The sequence below is a fragment of the Methanohalophilus levihalophilus genome (assembly GCF_017874375.1).
Lineage (GTDB): Archaea > Halobacteriota > Methanosarcinia > Methanosarcinales > Methanosarcinaceae > Methanohalophilus > Methanohalophilus levihalophilus.
In genome coordinates this window covers 385,286-405,183 of the sequence record NZ_JAGGLK010000001.1, presented here as the reverse complement: position 1 = coordinate 405,183, position 19,898 = coordinate 385,286, and the positions used below count along the sequence as shown (strand labels likewise).

The following is a 19,898-nucleotide window of genomic DNA, read 5'->3' as shown; positions in this document are numbered from 1 at the left end:
CATAATTTTGTTCTTTTCCTAGTTTAACCTATCATTTCAGACAAAAGAACTAAGATACCATCAAAACAAACTGGATATCAAACAAGATTGCAATCGAGGAGATAATAAATGGATCAACCAGACTGGTATTATGATGAGTTTGTACAGGCTGGCGTCGATTACACCGATATCGAACAGGTAATCAACTACGATGAGAATATGAAAAAAATGAGGGATGTAAAGGAAGAAACTAAAGATATCCTTGAATTACTCCATATAAAACCAAATTACCTTGTTATTGAAATTGGATGTGGTACCGGCGAGTTTTCCATTGAAATAGCAAAGCGCTGCCAGAAAGTTTTTGCAATCGATATTTCCAATGAAATGATCAAATATGCACATAGGAAAGCAAAGTCAAGAAATGTGGAAAACATTGAGTTTCATAATGCCGGTTTTCTCACTTATGAGCATGATGGTGAAAAAGCTGATGCTGTAGTCTCCCAATTAGTTCTGCATCATCTACCCGATTTCTGGAAAATTATTGCATTAAAACGCATTCATTCAATGCTCAAAGATGGTGGACAGTTTTACCTGAAAGATGTGGTTTATTCTCCTGAAACGAATGAATATGAAAACTTTCTTTTTGATGCTATGGAAGCTATCTCAGAAAAAGCCGGGGAAGAAACAATAAAAGAAATAAAAACACATATCCGGGAAGAATTCTCTACTTTTGAATGGGTTATGGAGGGCTTGCTTGAAAGAGCCGGCTTCCAGATAAAACTGGTTGACTATCAGGACGACTTTATGGCTGACTACCTGTGTGTGAAAAAATAAGAGAAAAAGAAAAAATGAAGCCTGTGGACTTCATTCCAAATTTCACTTCCAGTTAATTCTCAAAGGCTGCCTTCCTGGAATCCTGTGTACCTTGTACTCAGGATAACCAAACATCATTGCATGTTGTACTGCATGCCCCTCTGGAAGATCCAATTCATCAATTAGTGGCTGGTAAGAAGTTGCAGCTATCTGCAAAAAACCTGCCCAGCACGCTCCAAGATCAAATGAAGGTGCTAAAAGCTCAAACCATGAAAGGGCGATAATGGAATCAGTGTATGCCATAGGGTTTTTGGAAGAAGCATGGGCAATTGCCAGATGAGGTGCACCTCTGCAGATAGGGTCCCCTCCCATTTCATAAGATGAAATCAATTCGGAAACTATCATTTTAAGAGGATGTTCCTCCTCGCTTTCTGCAATTTCACGCATCCAGTCAATGGTCAGGCTGACAAGTTTGCGGACTTTTGCGGGATCGTGTATAATCGTCCAGTGTACTGGCTGATTGTTCATGCCGGAAGGAGAATATCTTACAACATCAAGGATAGATTCAATCTTATCCTTTTCAACTATTTTATCACTGTAATTACGTACCGAACGGCGATGTAGCATATAATTGCCGAGCTGCTCCGGCGATATAGCCGATGAAGCAGAACCTGAAATTCCGGCACGTGGAAGTTTAAATTCCGTTGAAATCGCCCCTTCGGGACAACATACCTCGCAATGCCCGCATTCGGAACAAAAATCCCCGACTTCGTCAGGCATAAAAGGCACAGATGAATCATCGACTGAAACTATGAGCCCAAATGGACATACGTCCACACAGGTACCACAACTGGTGCAAGCTTCTGAATCAATTGAAATTACTTTCATGAAATCACCTGATACTCTAATTGTTACCTACTTTTATAAACTCTTGTAATAGCAATGCCATAATAACCGGACCTGTGAAATAATAATATAAAACAAATAATATACATGTATTTGAAAAACAATTGGAAAACTATGAAACACATTAAGGATTTATACCCTGAGGAAATTGAAGAAAATGGAATTACGGTTTAACTTAGTTAAACTGGGAAAAATAATTTAATAAGGATTAACAGATTAAAAACGGGTCAGAGTTCCATGTTAGCAGCATTCATCACATTATTTGCAATTATCATTATTTCACTGATTATCACACGTATCGCAACGATTGCATTAACCCTGACCGGGATTTCAAGGGAAGTCGCACGGTTTCAGGCGCGCTCAGCTCTGACAGGAGCAGGATTTACAACTTCCGAATCCGAAAAAATGATGAATCACCCGGTAAGACGCAGGATTCTTATGCTGCTAATGCTAGTGGGAAATGCAGGAATTGTTACAGTGATTGCATCAGCAATTCTGGTAGTTGCAAATGCCGGCTCTGACAATATTGAAGTACAGGGACTGGTAATTATTCTCGGTCTTACATGTCTTCTATTGCTAACAAAAAGTACGTGGGTGGACAAGAGACTATCCCGACTTATTACGATTGCACTTCGGCGATGGACCGATCTTGAAACATCCGATTCTGCAAGCCTGATCTACCTTGGCGGTGATTATCAGGTTTCCGAGCTTGAAGTCTCACCTGAGGACTGGCTGGCTGAAAAGACTCTTGCAGATTCCAAACTGGCTGATGAAGGCCTGCTTGTTCTGGGAATACAAAAACCCGGTGGGAAATACATTGGTGCACCTGTTGCTACTACAAAGATAATGGACAGGGATGTACTCCTGCTCTACGGAAGAGGGGGAGCTATACAGGAATTAGACAGGCGTCGTCGCGGACTTCGCGGTGAAGTGGCACATGTTGAAGCTATTGCCGAACAACAACGTGTTGTTGACGAGCAAGAGAAAGAGCATGGACAGGAAGATGAAATGAATCAGGACGAGGAATAAAGGCACAATTACACAGGAAAATATTACTGATAGTTCCCTGTACCTGAAGTTATAAGTCCTCTGGCATTCTGCCATCCCATCTGGGTACCTGTTGAAGCTATAGTTACCTGATCAGTATACTTGTTTCCCGTCCATCCTGACGTCCACCACTGATTATAACCGGAAATTTCTACAAGAATTTCAACATTATTTCTTGGCGAGGTTCTATAGTAAGTATAAACCCTGCTTTCGTAACCATGCAATGAAAAATCAGGAACATAAAAATGTTCATCCGATGATCTCGTATCCATTTTAGCCAGGCTATATCTCGGAAAAAGCAAAGGTTCACCCTCAAAAGGATTCATGGTATTGAGTTCACGATCAGAATTTTTATTGATGCTAATCCCCTGATGGTAAAAAGGTGAAGAAATATTGTTTGGAGAAGTCTGAGCCTGCAAGTTTACATTCTCATCAATGTCGTCATTTTCATTTGGAGAACCATGAAAATTAGGATTGATAATGGGAGCCTTTAGCATGAGCATTCGTCCTTCGGAAGTATTGATTATACTGCAGTTCCATCCGGATGGAATATTGGTCAAATCATTTGCAGTTAAAACGTTCCCATCTTCAGAAAGTGGTACAGGTAAATACAATGTCACATCATAAATCGGTTCACCGGATTTTATATCAACCCTGTAGTTATAACTGCTAATCACTTCCTCTTCCATGGATGGACTTATGTCAGAGGCATATAATGTGAAAACAAAAAGCGAGCAAAATAAAATTGTTATTACGATTTTAAGGACGTTTTCCATTTTGTTTCCTTTGCATTTTCTATTTCAGGGATCTTTAAATGAAGCTTCTATTTAGAAAAAGACGATTAGTATTTTTACTTATTGGTTTATTTGTGGAAGATAAAGATTTACACAAAAAAAGAGGAAAGATTGTTGAAATCAAGTTCAAAAACTGATTGACAACAATCATGCCTATGTGCCATATTCAGAAAGAATTTACTCGGAAAGACCGCCCAGATCTTCAAACTCAAGCCCTTCAAGTTCTTCTTTTAAGTTATCAAGTTCTTCCTGTGAAATGGGAAGGTCCTCTGATTCGTTGGAAAGGTTCTCGTCCCCTGATGACTCTTCCGGAATTTCTTCCTGAACAACTTCATCAGTTGTACCTTCTTCAACAATATCAGTTTGCTGGGCGCATCCACTGACAAGCAGGAGTCCCATTATGATTCCAAGAATCAGGATTGTGGTTTTCATTTTATCACGCTCCCCTGACGATTAATGTATAGGCTTCATTGAGATGACCATGAGCAGTGATCATGTTGCCTCTTGCAATCCGAAGATAGTTGTTCCCGTTGGAAAACATAACCAGAGGAGTTCCGGGAAGACGTACTTGCTCGTATTCTTCTTCAGCATTATCGATATTCTCCCGGGCATCTTCAATTTCTGATTTTGCCATATCCAGCTTCTCAATTATCTCGTCATTGTCGTCCATGTCATCTGCTATCATGCGCAGCTCTGACTCGTATTCCTCTAGGGTACCTGCATGCTCATCTGCAATATGAACCCAAACAAAGCCGGAATTCCTTGCAACATCGGAAACAAGCTCAAGATAACTGCCAACCATTTTCAGGAAAACAATTCCCAGTTCAAGCCGGTTTTCCACTTCGTCGACTTCTGCTCTCAAGTCATCAATCTTCGCGAGATTTGTGTCAACATCCTCCTGAATTGTTTCTTTCAGGTCTTCCGGAATTTCCGGGTTTTCCTCAACTTCAAGATTCTTCCACACTAGCCAGGCTTCAGCTTCATCAAGAGCTGCATTTAAGGAATCTTTCCCTGTCTCAATTACTTTTTCATTATTTTCATCGGTTTTGTTTTCGGCCCATGCGAGTTTAGCATCCCTGTGCTCTTCCTGAGCTTCAAGAGTTGCCTCCTTTGCGTCATACCATGCCTGTTTAGCTTCACCGGCAGTTAATGCACTAACCGCAATAGGCTGGAAAAGAAGCAAAGCAAGAACAACCAATGTCACAAAGGATTTTTCTATTGTTCTCATGTTGTATCTCCTTTCAGTATGTAGTAAGATTAAATTCATGATGCAATACAATGCTATTGAATACAAATGAATACACTTGTATACTATATAATGGTTTTCGTTTTGAAGAAACTGAAGAGTTAATCCTAATGCCTCATCACCAATAGCGTTTCAAATGGGATTAAAATGGAATTTCTCTAGCCTTTTAGATTTAAACCTTATTGAAATTGTCTCTAAGTAAGCCAAACCATAATAAACGAATCAACTCAAATCTACTTTCATGAATACCTTAGAAGTTGAATCCATTAAAGAATGGAGAAACTGGCTTGAAGCAAACCATTCGAGGAAGACAGAAATCTGGCTGATCTTTTACAAAAAAGATACCGGAAAAAGCAGATTCTCTTACACCGAAGCCCTGGAAGAAGCAATCTGTTTTGGCTGGATAGACAGCCGCGTAAAAAAGATTGACGAGGAAAAGTACGCCGAGAGATTCACACCCCGGAAAGAAGGAAGTGTCTGGTCGGAAGCAAACAAAGAAATTGCCCGGAACATGATCAAGCAGGGAAAAATGACAGAAGCCGGATTTGAGAAACTCGGCAATGCTCTCAACGAAAAACCTGTACCTGAAAAACCTATTACTATGCCTGCTGACATGAAAAAAGAGCTCATGAATTATGAAAAAGCATGGGAGAATTTTTCGGCTTTTGCTCCAAGCTATCAGAAAAATTATATTCGGTGGGTACTTGATGCAAAAAGGGAAGAGACGCGTGCCAAAAGAATCAAATCAGTTGTTGAAAGGGCGCGTGAAAACAAAAAACCCGGGGTGATTTAACACCCCGAGCCGGAAATGAGTGCTTTTATTTAAATAATTCAAGGCCGGCAGCTTTTGCCTTGTCCATGAGTTCATGGTTTTTTCGAACCTCACCGGGAAGGTTCACATCTGCGCCTATGAAAATATCTTTCACTTCAATTCCCACATAGGTTAGCAGCTGCTCGGCAAACTCATCAAATACTCCCTTGTAAACAGAATCATCCTCAAAACCCTGTGATCCAACGAGAATTGCTTTTTTCCCCGCTTCAACCCGTGGTTTTAGATCTGCATCCGAAAGAGCATAGCACCTGTCAAGGAAAAGGCGCATCTGACCGGTGAATTGAGCAAAGTAAATAGGAGAACCAAACACAAATCCATCTGCTTCTTTTATCTTATCATAAACCGGAGTCATATCGTCTTCAAGTTTGCAATGATCCTGATAGTTACAAAAGCCACATCCCTGACAGCCTTTAAAATCCAGATCATTGATGTAAATTTTTTCAGCTTCAGCACCGGCTTCTATTGCACCGTCTAAAACCTGCTGAACCAGGATATCAGTATTACCTTTCTTCCGGGGACTTCCGACAATACCTAACACTTTCATTTTATTCCACTCCTGTGATCGTGAATTGTACCAATTATGCATTTTGTACTTTCACATCTAATTGTTTTCCTCAGCAATCATATAAACCATTTGATTATAGACTTCATTTTAGGCATCCCTAAAAACATTTATATAACATTAGGTCAGTTTCGTACCACCTAAGTTAGGTTTGCCTAAAAACGGTGATGAAAAATGTTCACAAGTTTCATGATAACATTCAGGGAAGGGCTTGAAGCATTCCTGATCATAGGAATTATTCTGGCTTATCTTGTACAAACTGGAAAGCTTGATCTCCAAAAATATGTTTATTCTGGTGCAGGAGTTGGTATTGGACTCAGTGCAATCCTTGCAGTCCTTTTCAATCTCCTCTCAATACAGTTTGAAGGAAGAAATGAAGAGATCTTTGAAGGCGTGGTTATGCTGCTCGCAGTCGCTGTCATTACGTACGTAATTGTGTGGATGAGCAGGGAAAAGCACAACATTGCTGCAAATATTGAGGAAAAGGCAAAATCCACTAAGGCATATGGTCTTTTCGGGCTTGCATTTTTTTCGGTTTTCAGGGAAGGAATTGAAACAACCCTTTTCCTTGGGGCAGCAGCAACCGGAACCGATGGAAGCCAAGTACTCTACGGCGGACTGCTTGGGCTTGGAGCCTCACTGGTGCTCGCATACAGTGTGTTCAAGTTCTCAAAGCATACACACCTGAGTACGTTCTTCAACATCACAACAATATTCCTTATCCTCTTTGCAGCAGGACTTGCAGCACATGGCGTCCATGAACTTCAGGAAGCAGGAGTAATTCCAATTGTCATTGAACATGTGTGGGATATGAACAACATAATTGATGAAAATGGACTTGGCGGTTCAATCCTGAAATCTCTCTTTGGATACAATGGAAACCCATCACTGCTGGAAGTATTCTCGTATGCTGGGTACTACATTGCACTTTTTGCAGGGCTGAAAGGCTTTGGCAACAGACAGGAAAAAGTAAACTATATCGAAGGATGATAACGGGTTTCCATTATCATCTTTCCTCCTCTTTTTTAATTCTTGGTCAGTTGTTCATGACCATATCCTTATAAGAAATAAGGAGCAAAATTTATAGGGAGTTTGGTGTTTTTCGTTATTCAAGTCTTTAAATTCAATATCAGAGTGGCACAAAACATCATTTAAAAGGTGAGCAAATGGCAAGGGTTGAAAAAGATACTCTCGGGAATGTGGAGGTGCCAGATGATGTTTACTACGGCCCCCAGACAACCCGGGCAGTGGAAAATTTCAGGGTTAGCGGACAGAGACTACCCCCGGTATTCATCAAGGCGCAAGCAGCTATCAAAATGGCATCCGCAAGAGCCAATATGGAAACAGGAAAACTCGAACATCTAATCGGGGAAGCTATCTATAAAGCTGCTTCAGAAGTGCGGGAAGGAAAGTTTGATGACCAGTTTGTACTGGATGCGTTCCAATCGGGTGCAGGAACTTCCCAGAATATGAATGCCAATGAAGTCATTGCAAACCGGGCATTAGAATTACTTGGGTTTGGAAAAGGAAGATATGATATCATTAATCCCAATGACCATGTAAACATGTCGCAATCCTCCAATGACACCACACATACTGCAATACATATTGCTGCAACGGAAACACTGGCGAACGTGCTTGTCCCGGCGTTGCGGTCCCTTCAAAAGGAAATTGACTCAAAATCTGATGAATATATGGAAATTGTCAAACCCGGGAGAACCCATCTTCAAGATGCTGTTCCGGTCACACTTGGGCAGGAATTCAGCGGATATTCACGAATGCTAAAACTTGGATTCCAGCGCCTTCACAGGGCAATGATAGATCTGAAAGAACTCAATATGGGAGGCACTGCAGTTGGAACCGGACTGAACACACCTCCCGGATTTAGCAATTCTGCGATTCGTGAAATGAAGCTTATTACAGGGATTGATTTCAGGCTCACGGAAAATACATTTGAGGCAACACAGGGAGCTGGAGCAATCCTGGCCACATCGGCTGCATTAAGGGATATTGCTATAACCCTCATTAAGATTGCCAATGACCTGAGACTACTTTCAAGCGGACCACGGACGGGTATAGGAGAAATTATACTTCCTGCGGTACAACCCGGATCATCCATCATGCCCGGGAAAGTGAATCCTGTCATGGCTGAAATGATGAATATGGTTTGTTTCCAGGTAATCGGCAATGACACAACCATAACAATGGCAGCACAGGGCGGACAATTTGAATTAAATGTTTTCACGCCGGTTCTTGCCCACAACCTTCTCGATTCAATCAAAATCCTTTCAGGAGGTATTGACTGCTTCAATGAACGCTGCATAAAAGGAATCGAGGTTAACGTTAAACGTTGCACTGAACTTGCAGAATCAAGTCTTGCACTAGGAACTTCACTTGCTCCGAAGATCGGGTATGAAAAGGCGGCTGAAATTGCCTATGAAGCACACAGGAATAACAAAACTGTGCGTGAAATCGTAGAAAATTCAGAATTAGGCATAACCAAAGAAGAAGCTGCTGAGTTATTCGATACTCTCAGAATGACCGGGGCAAAGAAATGATAGAACATGAAATAATTGTAATTGGCGGTGGATTGGCTGGCCTTCGGGCTGCCCTTGAAGCTAAGAAGAAAGGAGCTGATGTAGCAGTTATTTCAAAAGTTCCTCCCATACGCAGCCATTCTGTGGCAGCACAGGGAGGTATAAATGCAGCCATAGGTTCTGATGACAGCTGGGAAAACCATGCCTATGACACAGTGAAGGGAAGCGATTACCTTGCGGATCAGGATACCGTTGAAATCCTGTGTAAGGAAGCACCTGAAAGGGTTTATGAAATGGAAAACTGGGGAGTGCTGTTCTCCAGAACCGAGGATGGAAAAATCGCCCAGCGTCCTTTCGGTGGTGCCGGATTCCCAAGAACATGCTATGCCGGTGACAAGACCGGGCACAATCTTTTGCATACTCTTTACGAGCAGATTCTGTGGGCAGGTATTAAGATCTACAACGAATGGATGGTAACAAATCTTGCTCTTGAGGACAGGAAATGCACAGGGTTTGTAGCAATTAACCTATTTAATTCGGAGCTTGAAGCCTTCAGGGTAAAAGCAACAATTCTTGCCACAGGGGGCTACGGTAGAATCTATCAGCGATCCACCAACTCCATAATCAATACAGGTTTTGGAATTAGCCTTGCGTACAAGGCAGGTGTTCCCATGCAGGACATGGAATTCGTCCAGTTCCACCCTACAACTCTCTGGGGAACCAATATCCTCATAACAGAGGGCGTACGCGGCGAAGGAGGTTACCTTTACAACAAGGATCATGAGCGATTCATGGAAAAATATGCATCAAATTCCATGGAGCTTGCGCCCAGGGATATTGTTGCCCGTTCAATCCAGACGGAAATCGATGAAGGACGCGGCTTTCCGGGTGGCTACGTGCATCTTGACATCACCCACCTTGACACGGATCTGATTAACGACAGGTTAAGTGGAATCCGGCAGATTTGCATTGATTTTGCAGGCGTTGATCCCGTAAAGGAGCCGATTCCCGTGCAACCCGGACACCATTATTCCATGGGAGGCATTCCTTCAGGCAAAGATGGAATGACTCCAATGGACGGGCTTTATGCTATCGGAGAATGCGCCTGCATCAGCGTCCACGGTGCAAACAGGCTTGGAGGGAATTCCCTGCTTGATACTATTGTTTTCGGAAAAAGGGCGGGAGAACATGCTGCGGATTATGTGAAGAAAAGAGAGATGCCTGCACAGGATAGCCTCAATGAAGCTCTTGAGGAGAAAAAAGCGGAACTTGATTCTCTTATGGGAGAAGGCGGGGAAAGTTTTGCCGATGTTAAGGATGAACTCAGGGAAACAATGCAGAAATATGTTGGTGTCTACCGGAACAGGAAGGATCTTGAAACCGGCCTTGAGAAGATAAAAGAGCTTGAGAAACGTGGTGAAAATATCCGTGTAAAAAGCAAGGTGAAGACCTTCAACCTTGAATTAATGAATGCTATTGAAGTGAAAGGCATGCTGGAACTTGCACGTGTTATTACTGAAGGAGCGCTTGTGAGGGAGGAAAGCCGGGGAGCCCACTATCGTACTGATTTCCTTGAGCGGGATGATGAAAACTGGCTCAAGCACACTCTTGCATACAGAACCCCACAAGGGCCAAGGCTGGAGTATAAGGAAGTTACTATTACCCGGTTCCAGCCAAAGAGGAGAGAGTACTGATGGCAACACTCAAAATCAAAAGACAGGATGAAAACCGGGTTTGGCACGATACCTTTAATGTCGATGAAACACCCGGAATGACTGTACTTGAAGCTCTTTTCTACGTGCAGGAACACCTTGACGGAAGCCTTTGCTTCAGGTATGCCTGTAGGGGAGCGGTATGTGGAAGCTGTGCAATGCTGATTAACAGGGTTCCACGCCTTGCCTGCAGAACGCAGATGAGCCTTGTAAAAAATGAAGTTAATAATGAAGATTCCAATGAAATTCTTGTTTCTCCAAAACATGCAGAACAGGAAAGTGAAATCCTGATCGAGCCACTTCCAAACCTGGAAGTCATCAGGGATCTTATCGTGGACATGGATTTATTCTACAGTCTTGTTGATTCAATCAAACCCTGGGTTACGTCACCTGAAGAGTATCCCCAAAGTGGCAACCTCATGGACCCGGAATTACGGGAGAAAATTGAGAAATACACAAATTGTATCCTCTGCGCCTGTTGCCATGGTGTTTGTCCGGTTGCCGCAAGAGATAAAACCTATCTCAGTCCCGCAACCCTTGCAAAAGCGTGGAGACTGCATCTTGATCCAAGGGAAAATGACATAAAAAGACAGGAGAGACTTGATTTCGTGGACTCTGATTCCGGAGTCTGGGGGTGTGATCTGGTTTACAGATGTGTTGCAATCTGTCCAAAAAAAGTACCTCCTACACTTGGAATCAAAGCTATGCGGGATATAATCTCCGAAGGCGATGAAGAAAAAAAGTAATTTAAAAAAGATTTTGGAAGAGAGTGTTTACTCTCTCTTCTTCACAATCCACAAAACTGCAAACAATCCGATTACTCCGAGAATTGCTTCAAAGCCGGGTTGTGCAACCGTTTCAGGACGGGTAATAACTGCATTGAAAAGCTCCTCGGAATTGTCAAGGTACTCTTTCACTTTTTCCATGTTATGAATGCCGTGGCTTCCATCAGATTCCACCGCAGTCATATAGAACAGGGCGTTGTTGTAATCTTCCAGTGCTGCATCATAACCACTGGTCCCGTTCAATTCTTCCAGTGAAACCGTTGCATTAGTTTTCAGGGTTGCAAGTTCATCAAGACGTTCGGTGACAATTTCCTGTTTTGCTTCCACAACTACGATGAAACCTTCCTGATGACAATCATAGCACCCGTTAGAAGATGTGGAGCTAAACAGCAACTCCGGATCAAAATCAAATGTATGCCCTGTTATGGCAGCCTCTTGTGTTGTATCATTGTATTCCCGAGCAGCCATATGACAGTCAGAACATCCGAGATCCCCGGGATGAATTCCAGTATCATATATGGAACCATTATACATTTCCCACTGTGGATGGCGAACTGCAGGAGTCATGCCATCAGGAATGGCATGTTCCGAATTGTGGCAGTTTCCACAGAGCTGCGCATCATCCTCAATCCTGTAATCTGCAGAGTGGGGTTCATGGCAGGCAACACAGGTAATGCGCCACTCGGAAACTTCTGCGGGTTCAGGAACTTCATCAAGGTTTAATCCGAAAACTTCAGGATCAGCAAGGTTTGGAATTGCACCATCAGTAGCTTTGCAGGCTACACATTCATTGTCCATTCCAAGAATGTAGGGTTCTGCAATATCGGTGGGTTCGGAGTGACTTGCTGTTGCGGTCATGTTAAATCCGCTGCTATCAAACTCATTCCATTCCTCTATGACCGGATGATGGGAATCCCTGTGGCAGTTACCACACAATTCGGCAGAAAGGGTTACCTCCGGCAGATGATCGGAAGGAGCATTCAAATGGGCATCATAACCTACCTCAGGAGGCAAGTGACAAACCTCACAGGTAATGGGTTCGATTGTAGTCTCAACATCCTCCCTCCCCCATGTTTCTTTTATTGAGGATTCCACGTGGCATTCGGTGCAACTTTCAATATCCACAACCGAACCACCGGCAGCTTTTAGAGAATCAGCGTGTGCCGATGAATTCCAGATTTCGTACTGTTCAAGGTGACAGCTCTTACAGGTTTCAGGTTGCCATGCCACTGCAGTTGCAGCAAATATCATTAATACAGCTAAAGCTATGCAAATTTGTTTTAACAAATGTACTCCCCCACGGAATAGCTATAGAATATTCTGACTTGCTCCTATTTAAGGGGATTCATTTATTAAAAAATTGGGAAGAATAAAACCGAATCATTCGGAATCATTTTCAACCTCGAAATAGAGAGGCTCGTGATCAAGACCATCAATCAAAATCGTTCCCTGATTCTGCATACCAGCCTTTTCTGCCACCTTTGCGGATGCAATATTATCGGGATGGGAGTATGCAACCAGTTTACCCAGACCAACCTCCCGGAGTAAATAATCCATGAACCTTATCACAGCTTCCGTCGCAAGGCCTTTTCCCCAAAACTGCGGCAAAATATTCCAGTAGATCTGGTACTTATCCCCGGAAAAATCAGGCCCTATCCCAACTGATCCAATAAAACTGTTTTCATTTTTGGTTGCAACAGCCAGAGCATAAATCTGATCACGGCCATCATAGTTACTAAGCGGGGGCAAGAATGATTGTGGAGTTTCATCTATTGTAGTTTCGTCTTCTGAAAAAAGTATATATTTGGGTGCGTCTTCATCTGACATGAATGAATAAAATCCATCGAGATCATCCTGGACAAACGGCCTGATGATGAGCCTCTCCGATTCCAATCTCTCAGGAACTTTTACTTTCATGAAAAAAACTAGTCCAGAAAGTATAAATTCGTTTCTTTTTGATCCTGCAAATATCTATTTGGATAAGTTATCTCTTTAAAACATCCCTGAATTTGACCCATTTACGGGTCATTACGACAGTCCGATTGGTATTAAGAATGACTTTTTCCGGGAAAACTCCCCGAAGGAAATTTGTGAGGAACGGCCGACTTGTAGCACCAATGAATACAACATCATGGTTTGAAGCTTCGGAAGCAATAGCTTTTGGAGCATCGGTTGCCTGAATGAATTTTTCTTCTGTGTTTACATCCGCAAAATTCGCAGATATCTCACTAAAGGCATCCATTGCTCTTTTTTCATCGGAAGTTGAAGACCCTACATTCAGAAGAGTAATCTTACCCATCTCTTTTTTGGCAAGCTCACGGGCCAGATCTGAAGCCAGAATAGAATGGGGACCGCCGGCAGTTGGAAGCAGAATGTTGCGCATATTTTCCCATACCCTTCCTTTTTCAAAGCGAACCACAACCACATCGCATCTCGCTTTCAGCAAAATCGGGTCAATGGTGCTTCCAAGAACGAAATCCTTCCTGTAAGTTCTTCCACGCCAGCCCATTACAAGCATATCGGGATTTTCTTCCTCTATTGTTTCAAAGATGGTTTCAGAAGCTTTTCTCCCTACCTTAATTATACCACCCGAGGGCACACTTGTTTCATCCATTAATTTATGCACTATTTCTTTTTGCCGTTCAACATACTCGTCTGCTGCTGAAAGAGGCGTCTGCTCAGGTAAAGTGATAATATTAAGGAAAGTTATGCTGCCACCTCTTTCTTCAGCGATTGAGCTGGCAAACTTTGCAAGATTTGAAGCTAAAGCTATGTTTTTTACAGGTACAAGGATATTGAAACCCTCGTGAGCAACAGGTTTTTGCTCGTAGACTTTTCTCCGGAGTTCTTTCGTGATTTTCCTGAGAGATTTCTCGGAATAAGCTAAAAAAACAAAGGAACCAAGCAATATCCACAGAATAGTAACACCCATGATAAATCCGGTTTGCTCAAGCTCTGTTATGAGGAAATAGCCAATTGCAGCCTGTGTAATAATTGCAAGAATTGGCAAATATGGAGCCAAAGGCATCTTAAACGCGCGCTTGAGATCAGGTCTTCTAAATCTCAAAATCACAAGAACCGCATTCACCATAATAAACAAAATGAGAAACATCACATTTGCCACAGAGGCAACTGTTTCAATTGGAAAAACCGTCATTGAAGCGATTATAAAATAACTGAAGAGAATAGCATAGTGGGGAGTACGGCGCTTTTCATTTATCTTTGAAAGAGCAGCCGGCAAAAACCCCATTCTTCCAAGAGCAAATGCAACTCTTGAAGAGGAATATACAGTGGCATTCATGGCACTTATGGTTGATACAAAGCCACCTGCAAGGATTAAAACTGAACCGAAAACCATTATTGTATCAGCCACACGGATCATACTGAATTCCCCGAGCTCACCCAGAAAAACCCAGCTTGGAACATCCGAATCAATAGCTCCGATCAATGCAAAAGCCACGAGAATGTAAATAATAACTGCTGTCCAGAGGGAGATCATGACTGCCTTTGGAATGTTCTTTTCCGGATTTTTTACTTCTTCTCCGCTCTGTACGATTATTTCATAGCCTTCAAATGCGATAAATGTCAGACCCATTGCAACAAGAAGACCTGTAAATCCATTTGGAAGGAAAGAGGGATTTGAGAGAAAAGCTATCGACCATCCCGGAGTCGTCAGGGTCTGATAAATTCCAAACCCTGCAAAGATAACAAGAATAGCGACTTTCAGGAGAGTGACAAAACCACCTAACCTTCCACTTTCCTTGGCACCAAGATAGTTAATGAAAGCCATTAAAGTTACTATAAAAAGGGCAGAAACCTTCAACAAAAGGCTCTGGGGAATGGCATCGTATCCCAAAAAGTGTACTACCATTTCTGAAAAAAATGCTCCGAAAGTAACCGCATAGAGAGCGCAGGCGATTGTGTGAGCTGCCCAGTCAACCCATCCTGCCAGAAAACCAAGGTGATTACCCAGTCCTTCTTTTACCCAGAGATAGCTACCTCCGGCCTCCGGGATAGCAGAACCAAGTTCTGCATACGCAAGCCCCGTAAAAGTTGCAACTATGCCGTTTAGCAGGAAAGCAAGCATCACAGCAGGACCGGCGATACCGGTAGCTATACCTGTTAATGCAAAGATACCGGCGCCAATCATGCCGGCAATACCAATCATCGTAATATCAAAAAGTGTCAGGTCGCGACTCAGGCTTACCCGAATATTATCATCTGGCACGAGAACAAAGAAGCTAATGCTGTTTTAAATAATTTTCTTTTGAAAAAGGGAAAACAGGACAATAAGCAACCCTTCTCAAATCGCATCATCATATTCCGGAGGAAACTCGACCACTCCACCACCAATGTCAAGGGAGTTTTCTACCAGTTCAAGGCCCATGAATGCTTCGTCCGGAACGTCATATGGACAGCGGAGATTCCATTTTCCAGCAGGCTCAAAACCAAACATCGAATAGTATTCAGATGGCCCAACGACAATGACTGAAGTATAACCAAGTTCTTCGGCCTCATCTATTCCGGCCCTTATGAGAACACTTCCAACACCCTGACCCTGACATGGGGGGAGTACGGAAAGTGGTGCTATGGAAAGGGACTGCACACTACCAGTTGGCGTGGAAATTGTAATCGGGAAAAACAAAACATGACCTACAATCTGTCCATCCTGCTCTGCAACAAAGGATAGATCACTGACAAATCCGGGATTCTTGCGGAGATCTGCAACAAGCTTGCTTTCATTTGGTCTTCCGAAAGCTTCATCGTTTAATTTCGATATCCCCACGTAGTCCGAAGACGATTCAGATCGTATTAACATACTCCATCTCCTTGAAAAAACCTAACCTCAATGTGAAAAACTTGTATATAAGCTGATTGGAATAGTTCTGCCCTGGATCAAACAGAAGATTTAAGTACAATTTCCGCAATATACAGTAATTACTGGAAATAGAATAAATAAGGCATTGAAATGGAAGAAGCAAAAAAAGATTTTGAAAATGTGGTATACCAGAGCATGAAGTCATACGGACTTGATGATTTATCATCGAAATTGTTTGCGGTACTTTATTCCGCAACAGAAGCCTTGACTTTGGATGAGCTTTCGAAAATGACCGGATACAGCCTTTCAGCAGTTAGTGCCCAAATGAAACTGCTTAGTGGAATAAAACTGGTGGAGAAAACAAAAAAATCCGGCTCAAAGAAATTATACTTCTCGGTTCAACGGGATATGCTGAAAATGAGCCTCAATGCGATACAGGCTAAGAATCAGGCTATGGTAGTGCCAGCACTTCAAAACCTTCCTCCAATAATTGAAAGATGCAAAAATAGTGATGCAGAAGATGCAAAAGAAATGCTCAGTATTATCGAAAATTACTATCAACAAATGGCTGCATTAGAATTGATTTTCAAGAAATTAACTGAATATGTAGAAGAACTCAGGGGAGAGGTGAATAAAAGATGAATCTGAATTTTAGACTTTGCTGTTTGCTGTTTGCTCTCAGCATTATATTTACAGGAGTGGCTTCAGCTGACTTTACTGACGGAATAATATGCGTAAAAGCAGAAATTAAGGAATTGAGTCCAAGTTCTGTTGGCATTGACGAAGAATTCACACTTGCTATCGATCTTGAGAGCTGTGGAACCAAGGCTCCTGAAGGCATTACCTTTGAAATCATCAGTATCCCTTCGGACATCGTAGTAATTGAAGATCTCGTAACTACAATTGATGAATTCTCATACCCTACAAGTGAAAGGCATCTTGTGTACCACATGAGAACGACCCCTGATGCAAATCCCGGTCCTCACATCATTAAGATGAAACTGACATATGACAATAAAGAACTGGAAACAACCAAGTACTACGAAGTTGATGTCAGGGTAACAGGCGAAGATGCAGAACCCAGAGTTTCTTCCATCACAACCAGTCCCGAATACATCTATGAAGGAGATACAGTTGATCTGACATTGGGCATAGAAAATTACGGGGAGGCAATTGCAAAGTCCGTTTCTGTTAGAGTGGATCATGATTTTGAAGGAATCAAGAACTCAACAATTGGTACCCTTGGTCTCAATGGAAGCCAAACTGCTTTGTTCAAGTTTAAGGCAAATGCATCCGGGGAATTCAGGATACCTGTCACCATTGAATATGAAGATGATTTCGGCAAGCAAAGTGATGAACACAACATCACGATAACCGTACTTGATAAAAAAGGAAGCCTGAATCTGGCATCTGTTAAGGTAGACCCTGTAATTCCTTATGTCGATGATACCGTCGAGCTGACCATGAGAATCGAGAACTCCGGCGACAGGACAATTAATTCAATCCGCGTTTATGCTGATCACCCATTCAAGGGGGTAAAAGAATCCTTTATCGGAACCCTGGATCCCGATGAGGACGGGCCTGCAGTTCTCACTTTCATAGCAGACGAAGCCGGAGAATACGAAATACCGATTACCATCACTTATATTGATGATTTTGGTGAAGAGCAGGTCGATACAAAGATCAACATCATCGTTCTGGAAAGCAGCAGTGGAGCAGGAACCGCTGTAGCAATCCTGCTTGTCCTGGCAGTTATTGGTGGTTTGGTTTACTACAATTACAGGATGAAAAGATCAAAAGACGAAATCATCAAACAGCTAATGGAAGATAGTAATAACTCTGCTGGCAAAAAAGAAGATGGTAATGAATAAGAGGTCTCTGGTATGATAGACGATGTCAGGGTTGGAGCCCTCATTGCATCAAGCAGTATAAAACGAGGGAACAAAAAAACACTAATATTCGTTGTTTTTGTCCTCTCCCTCATTTTCATGAACTTAGTATTCCTTCCATCAATGATCGGAGGAATGATGGTTCTATTTACCGGGATTATGCAGGACTATCCATATGGAGATATTGTAATTGAACCCTCTGGAGACAATACCTACATCAATGACGCTGACAGCGTCTTGCAGAAGGCCCGGGCTGTGGAGGGGGTGAGTGCTGCAACAAAAAGACTGGATGTAGGAGCATCCATAGAGCACAAACAAAACGTTGTGGGGGTGACAATAACGGGACTGGTTCCCACTGAAGAGTATGAAATCTCGCAATACCCGTACAGCATCGTTGAAGGGGATTTCCTGGGAGAACTGTCCCGGGATGAGATCATCCTTGGTGCTGCAATCGCAGGCACGAGTACAACTTTTGGAGACATATATGATGATCTGGGCGAAGCCAGAGTTGGCTCTCTTGTTGAGGTTACATACAGTAACGGTGTTCAAAGGACCTACAAGGTTAAAGGAATCATGGAAGGCAATTTTGAACTTGTTGACCTTAATGCCCTTGTGCACTACAAAGAGATAGAAGAAGTATATGGTCTGGAAGGGAGTAAAGCTACCAGCGTAGTTGTAAGGGTAAATCCACCGGGAAGTGAAGATCAGGTTAAGGACAAGATCAGGGATGCCGGGGTGAATGAGCAGGTTTTCACATGGGCTGATAAATCCGAGACACTCATCAGGCAGGCACTACAAAGCCTTGGTGCACTGAACACAATGTCAAAGTTTGTGGGATTGATAGTTGGAGCAGCATTGATACTGATCATAATCTACATTAACATACTTAACAGGAAAAAAGAAATAGGCATTTTGAAGGCAATAGGGATTACCCCAAGATCAATAGTGTTGTCTTATGCTTTCCTCAGCATGTTCTATGTCTCCCTGGGAATACTTGCCGGATTGATTTTGTATTTCTCCCTTATGCTATACTTCCAGGCAAACCCGGTGAAATTCTATGAGACTATGGAAATAAGTCCGGTGATTGAACCCATGCTACTTATCCAGAGCATAATTACAATGCTAACATTATCAGTAATTGCCGGTACACTTCCTGCATGGAGCGTATCAAAAGAGAGTATACTCAAAGCCATATGGGGAAGATAATATGATAATCGTGAAAAACCTCAAAAGGTGTTATGGTTCCGGGGAGACTGCTGTCAAGGCTCTCAATGATGTGTCATTTGAGATAAAGAAAGGGGAGTTTGTTGCCATTATGGGAGCATCCGGAAGCGGGAAAACAACCCTTTTGAGGATACTGGCACTACTGGATGATGCAACTGATGGGGAGTATACAATTCGGGGTCTACAGGTTTCCAACCTGCCTGAAGCAGAAAGGAGCTATTACAGATTGACACAAGTTGGTTATGTTTTCCAGGATTATGCACTCATTAATGAAATGACTGCTGCGGAAAACGTCTACGTGCTTTCCATGATGGAAGGAAAATCAAAAAAGGAATCCTATAAAATTGCACTTGAAGCTCTGGACAAGGTTGGCCTGAAAGACAAACATGACCGTGTACCTGATGAGTTGTCAGGCGGAGAGAAGCAAAGAGTAGCAATTGCAAGGGCTATTGCCAAAAAACCCGATATCATGTTTGCCGATGAACCCTGTGCAAACCTTGATACCAGAAATTCGAAGCAGGTGCTTGAAGTATTCAAGGATCTGAATGATAACTATGGCCAGACAATTGTAATGGTAACCCATGAACCCTGGCATGTTGACTATGTTGACAGGGTCATTACCTTTGAAGATGGTAGGCTGGTAAATGATGAGTGGGTGGAAGGGAATTGAGGAGACATCGCATCCAATTCCATTTTTCCACAAAACTAAGTGTGGTAATGCACCGTTAATTATTAATGAGATAGAAGAACCTG

The 19,898-nt window shown here is 42.5% G+C and carries 20 protein-coding genes; 11 read left to right on the top strand and 9 right to left on the bottom strand.

The window, feature by feature from the left end; translation table 11 throughout:
* The first annotated feature begins 108 nt into the window (after positions 1 to 108).
* A complete protein-coding gene (locus tag J2755_RS02135) occupies positions 109 to 813 on the top strand; it encodes a class I SAM-dependent methyltransferase (RefSeq protein ID WP_209679041.1) in 705 nt (234 codons plus the stop codon).
* Between the two features lie 42 nt (positions 814 to 855).
* Here the strand turns inward: J2755_RS02135 and J2755_RS02130 are convergent, their stop codons facing one another.
* Positions 856 to 1,680, bottom strand: a complete 825-nt coding sequence (locus J2755_RS02130; RefSeq protein WP_209679039.1) for a nitroreductase family protein — start codon at positions 1,678 to 1,680, stop codon at positions 856 to 858.
* A 255-nt stretch (positions 1,681 to 1,935) separates the two neighbouring features.
* On the opposite strand from J2755_RS02130, the gene J2755_RS02125 reads away from it, so the two are divergent.
* Positions 1,936 to 2,727, top strand: a complete 792-nt coding sequence (locus J2755_RS02125; protein ID WP_209679037.1) for a TrkA C-terminal domain-containing protein — start codon at positions 1,936 to 1,938, stop codon at positions 2,725 to 2,727.
* A 23-nt stretch (positions 2,728 to 2,750) separates the two neighbouring features.
* On the opposite strand, the gene J2755_RS02120 is transcribed toward J2755_RS02125, so the two are convergent.
* The 3 genes from J2755_RS02120 to J2755_RS02110 all read right to left on the bottom strand — a co-directional run bounded on the left by J2755_RS02120 (position 2,751) and on the right by J2755_RS02110 (position 4,767).
* A complete protein-coding gene (locus J2755_RS02120; RefSeq protein ID WP_209679035.1) occupies positions 2,751 to 3,521 on the bottom strand; it encodes a hypothetical protein in 771 nt (256 codons plus the stop codon).
* Positions 3,522 to 3,716: 195 nt separating this feature from the next.
* Complete coding sequence (locus J2755_RS02115) at positions 3,717 to 3,971, bottom strand: hypothetical protein (protein WP_209679032.1); 255 nt, start codon at positions 3,969 to 3,971, stop codon at positions 3,717 to 3,719.
* A gap of 4 nt (positions 3,972 to 3,975) precedes the next feature.
* On the bottom strand, positions 3,976 to 4,767 hold the full coding sequence (locus tag J2755_RS02110; RefSeq protein ID WP_209679029.1) for a coiled-coil domain-containing protein: 792 nt from the start codon (positions 4,765 to 4,767) through the stop codon (positions 3,976 to 3,978).
* A 259-nt stretch (positions 4,768 to 5,026) separates the two neighbouring features.
* Here J2755_RS02110 and J2755_RS02105 point away from each other — a divergent pair, with 259 nt between their 5' ends.
* Complete coding sequence (locus J2755_RS02105) at positions 5,027 to 5,578, top strand: YdeI/OmpD-associated family protein (protein ID WP_209679025.1); 552 nt, start codon at positions 5,027 to 5,029, stop codon at positions 5,576 to 5,578.
* A gap of 25 nt (positions 5,579 to 5,603) precedes the next feature.
* Here J2755_RS02105 and J2755_RS02100 read toward each other — a convergent pair whose 3' ends face one another.
* Positions 5,604 to 6,161: a flavodoxin family protein gene (locus J2755_RS02100; protein WP_209679009.1), complete on the bottom strand. Its 558-nt coding sequence runs from the start codon at positions 6,159 to 6,161 to the stop codon at positions 5,604 to 5,606.
* A 192-nt stretch (positions 6,162 to 6,353) separates the two neighbouring features.
* On the opposite strand from J2755_RS02100, the gene J2755_RS02095 reads away from it, so the two are divergent.
* From J2755_RS02095 to J2755_RS02080, 4 genes are all read left to right on the top strand, one after another.
* Entirely contained in the window at positions 6,354 to 7,169 is an 816-nt protein-coding gene (locus J2755_RS02095; protein ID WP_209679007.1) for an FTR1 family iron permease, read from the top strand.
* Between the two features lie 176 nt (positions 7,170 to 7,345).
* Positions 7,346 to 8,737 carry a class II fumarate hydratase gene (locus J2755_RS02090; protein WP_209679005.1) on the top strand — a complete coding sequence of 464 codons (1,392 nt, stop codon included), beginning with the start codon at positions 7,346 to 7,348 and terminating at the stop codon, positions 8,735 to 8,737.
* Positions 8,734 to 10,410 carry an FAD-dependent oxidoreductase gene (locus J2755_RS02085; protein WP_209679003.1) on the top strand — a complete coding sequence of 559 codons (1,677 nt, stop codon included), beginning with the start codon at positions 8,734 to 8,736 and terminating at the stop codon, positions 10,408 to 10,410. The genes J2755_RS02090 and J2755_RS02085 overlap by 4 nt, the downstream gene beginning before the upstream one ends.
* The gene (locus J2755_RS02080) at positions 10,410 to 11,174 is read left to right on the top strand and encodes a succinate dehydrogenase/fumarate reductase iron-sulfur subunit (RefSeq protein WP_209679001.1); all 765 of its coding nucleotides are present in this window, start codon (positions 10,410 to 10,412) and stop codon (positions 11,172 to 11,174) included. Before J2755_RS02085 ends, J2755_RS02080 begins: the two co-directional genes overlap by 1 nt.
* A 27-nt stretch (positions 11,175 to 11,201) precedes the next feature.
* Here J2755_RS02080 and J2755_RS02075 read toward each other — a convergent pair whose 3' ends face one another.
* The 4 genes from J2755_RS02075 to J2755_RS02060 form a co-directional block, all read right to left on the bottom strand.
* Complete coding sequence (locus tag J2755_RS02075) at positions 11,202 to 12,500, bottom strand: ammonia-forming cytochrome c nitrite reductase subunit c552 (RefSeq protein WP_209678999.1); 1,299 nt, start codon at positions 12,498 to 12,500, stop codon at positions 11,202 to 11,204.
* Between the two features lie 93 nt (positions 12,501 to 12,593).
* Complete coding sequence (locus J2755_RS02070) at positions 12,594 to 13,130, bottom strand: GNAT family N-acetyltransferase (protein WP_209678997.1); 537 nt, start codon at positions 13,128 to 13,130, stop codon at positions 12,594 to 12,596.
* Positions 13,131 to 13,197: 67 nt separating this feature from the next.
* Complete coding sequence (locus tag J2755_RS02065; protein ID WP_209678984.1) at positions 13,198 to 15,441, bottom strand: amino acid permease; 2,244 nt, start codon at positions 15,439 to 15,441, stop codon at positions 13,198 to 13,200.
* Between the two features lie 75 nt (positions 15,442 to 15,516).
* Positions 15,517 to 16,032, bottom strand: coding sequence for a GNAT family N-acetyltransferase (locus J2755_RS02060; RefSeq protein ID WP_209678981.1), 516 nt, complete (start codon positions 16,030 to 16,032; stop codon positions 15,517 to 15,519).
* 150 nt (positions 16,033 to 16,182) lie between these two features.
* On the opposite strand from J2755_RS02060, the gene J2755_RS02055 reads away from it, so the two are divergent.
* From J2755_RS02055 to J2755_RS02040, 4 genes are read left to right on the top strand one after another with little or no spacing between them, the layout of a single operon-like run.
* Positions 16,183 to 16,674, top strand: a complete 492-nt coding sequence (locus J2755_RS02055) for a GbsR/MarR family transcriptional regulator (protein WP_209678978.1) — start codon at positions 16,183 to 16,185, stop codon at positions 16,672 to 16,674.
* A complete protein-coding gene (locus tag J2755_RS02050; RefSeq protein ID WP_209678975.1) occupies positions 16,671 to 17,903 on the top strand; it encodes a COG1361 S-layer family protein in 1,233 nt (410 codons plus the stop codon). The genes J2755_RS02055 and J2755_RS02050 overlap by 4 nt, the downstream gene beginning before the upstream one ends.
* Before the next feature lie 12 nt (positions 17,904 to 17,915).
* Positions 17,916 to 19,127 carry an ABC transporter permease gene (locus J2755_RS02045; protein WP_209678972.1) on the top strand — a complete coding sequence of 404 codons (1,212 nt, stop codon included), beginning with the start codon at positions 17,916 to 17,918 and terminating at the stop codon, positions 19,125 to 19,127.
* Position 19,128: 1 nt separating this feature from the next.
* Positions 19,129 to 19,815: an ABC transporter ATP-binding protein gene (locus tag J2755_RS02040; RefSeq protein WP_209678969.1), complete on the top strand. Its 687-nt coding sequence runs from the start codon at positions 19,129 to 19,131 to the stop codon at positions 19,813 to 19,815.
* Positions 19,816 to 19,898: the final 83 nt, after the last annotated feature.

Coding starts and splice junctions, on each gene's coding strand:
- J2755_RS02105 (WP_209679025.1), top strand. CDS start 5,027: ATGAATACCTTAGAAGTTGAATCCATTAAAGAATGGAGAAACTGGCTT.
- J2755_RS02120 (WP_209679035.1), bottom strand. CDS start 3,521: ATGGAAAACGTCCTTAAAATCGTAATAACAATTTTATTTTGCTCGCTT.
- J2755_RS02055 (WP_209678978.1), top strand. CDS start 16,183: ATGGAAGAAGCAAAAAAAGATTTTGAAAATGTGGTATACCAGAGCATG.
- J2755_RS02125 (WP_209679037.1), top strand. CDS start 1,936: ATGTTAGCAGCATTCATCACATTATTTGCAATTATCATTATTTCACTG.
- J2755_RS02130 (WP_209679039.1), bottom strand. CDS start 1,680: ATGAAAGTAATTTCAATTGATTCAGAAGCTTGCACCAGTTGTGGTACC.
- J2755_RS02090 (WP_209679005.1), top strand. CDS start 7,346: ATGGCAAGGGTTGAAAAAGATACTCTCGGGAATGTGGAGGTGCCAGAT.
- J2755_RS02085 (WP_209679003.1), top strand. CDS start 8,734: ATGATAGAACATGAAATAATTGTAATTGGCGGTGGATTGGCTGGCCTT.
- J2755_RS02040 (WP_209678969.1), top strand. CDS start 19,129: ATGATAATCGTGAAAAACCTCAAAAGGTGTTATGGTTCCGGGGAGACT.
- J2755_RS02100 (WP_209679009.1), bottom strand. CDS start 6,161: ATGAAAGTGTTAGGTATTGTCGGAAGTCCCCGGAAGAAAGGTAATACT.
- J2755_RS02115 (WP_209679032.1), bottom strand. CDS start 3,971: ATGAAAACCACAATCCTGATTCTTGGAATCATAATGGGACTCCTGCTT.
- J2755_RS02070 (WP_209678997.1), bottom strand. CDS start 13,130: ATGAAAGTAAAAGTTCCTGAGAGATTGGAATCGGAGAGGCTCATCATC.
- J2755_RS02080 (WP_209679001.1), top strand. CDS start 10,410: ATGGCAACACTCAAAATCAAAAGACAGGATGAAAACCGGGTTTGGCAC.
- J2755_RS02095 (WP_209679007.1), top strand. CDS start 6,354: ATGTTCACAAGTTTCATGATAACATTCAGGGAAGGGCTTGAAGCATTC.
- J2755_RS02045 (WP_209678972.1), top strand. CDS start 17,916: ATGATAGACGATGTCAGGGTTGGAGCCCTCATTGCATCAAGCAGTATA.
- J2755_RS02050 (WP_209678975.1), top strand. CDS start 16,671: ATGAATCTGAATTTTAGACTTTGCTGTTTGCTGTTTGCTCTCAGCATT.
- J2755_RS02110 (WP_209679029.1), bottom strand. CDS start 4,767: ATGAGAACAATAGAAAAATCCTTTGTGACATTGGTTGTTCTTGCTTTG.
- J2755_RS02135 (WP_209679041.1), top strand. CDS start 109: ATGGATCAACCAGACTGGTATTATGATGAGTTTGTACAGGCTGGCGTC.
- J2755_RS02060 (WP_209678981.1), bottom strand. CDS start 16,032: ATGTTAATACGATCTGAATCGTCTTCGGACTACGTGGGGATATCGAAA.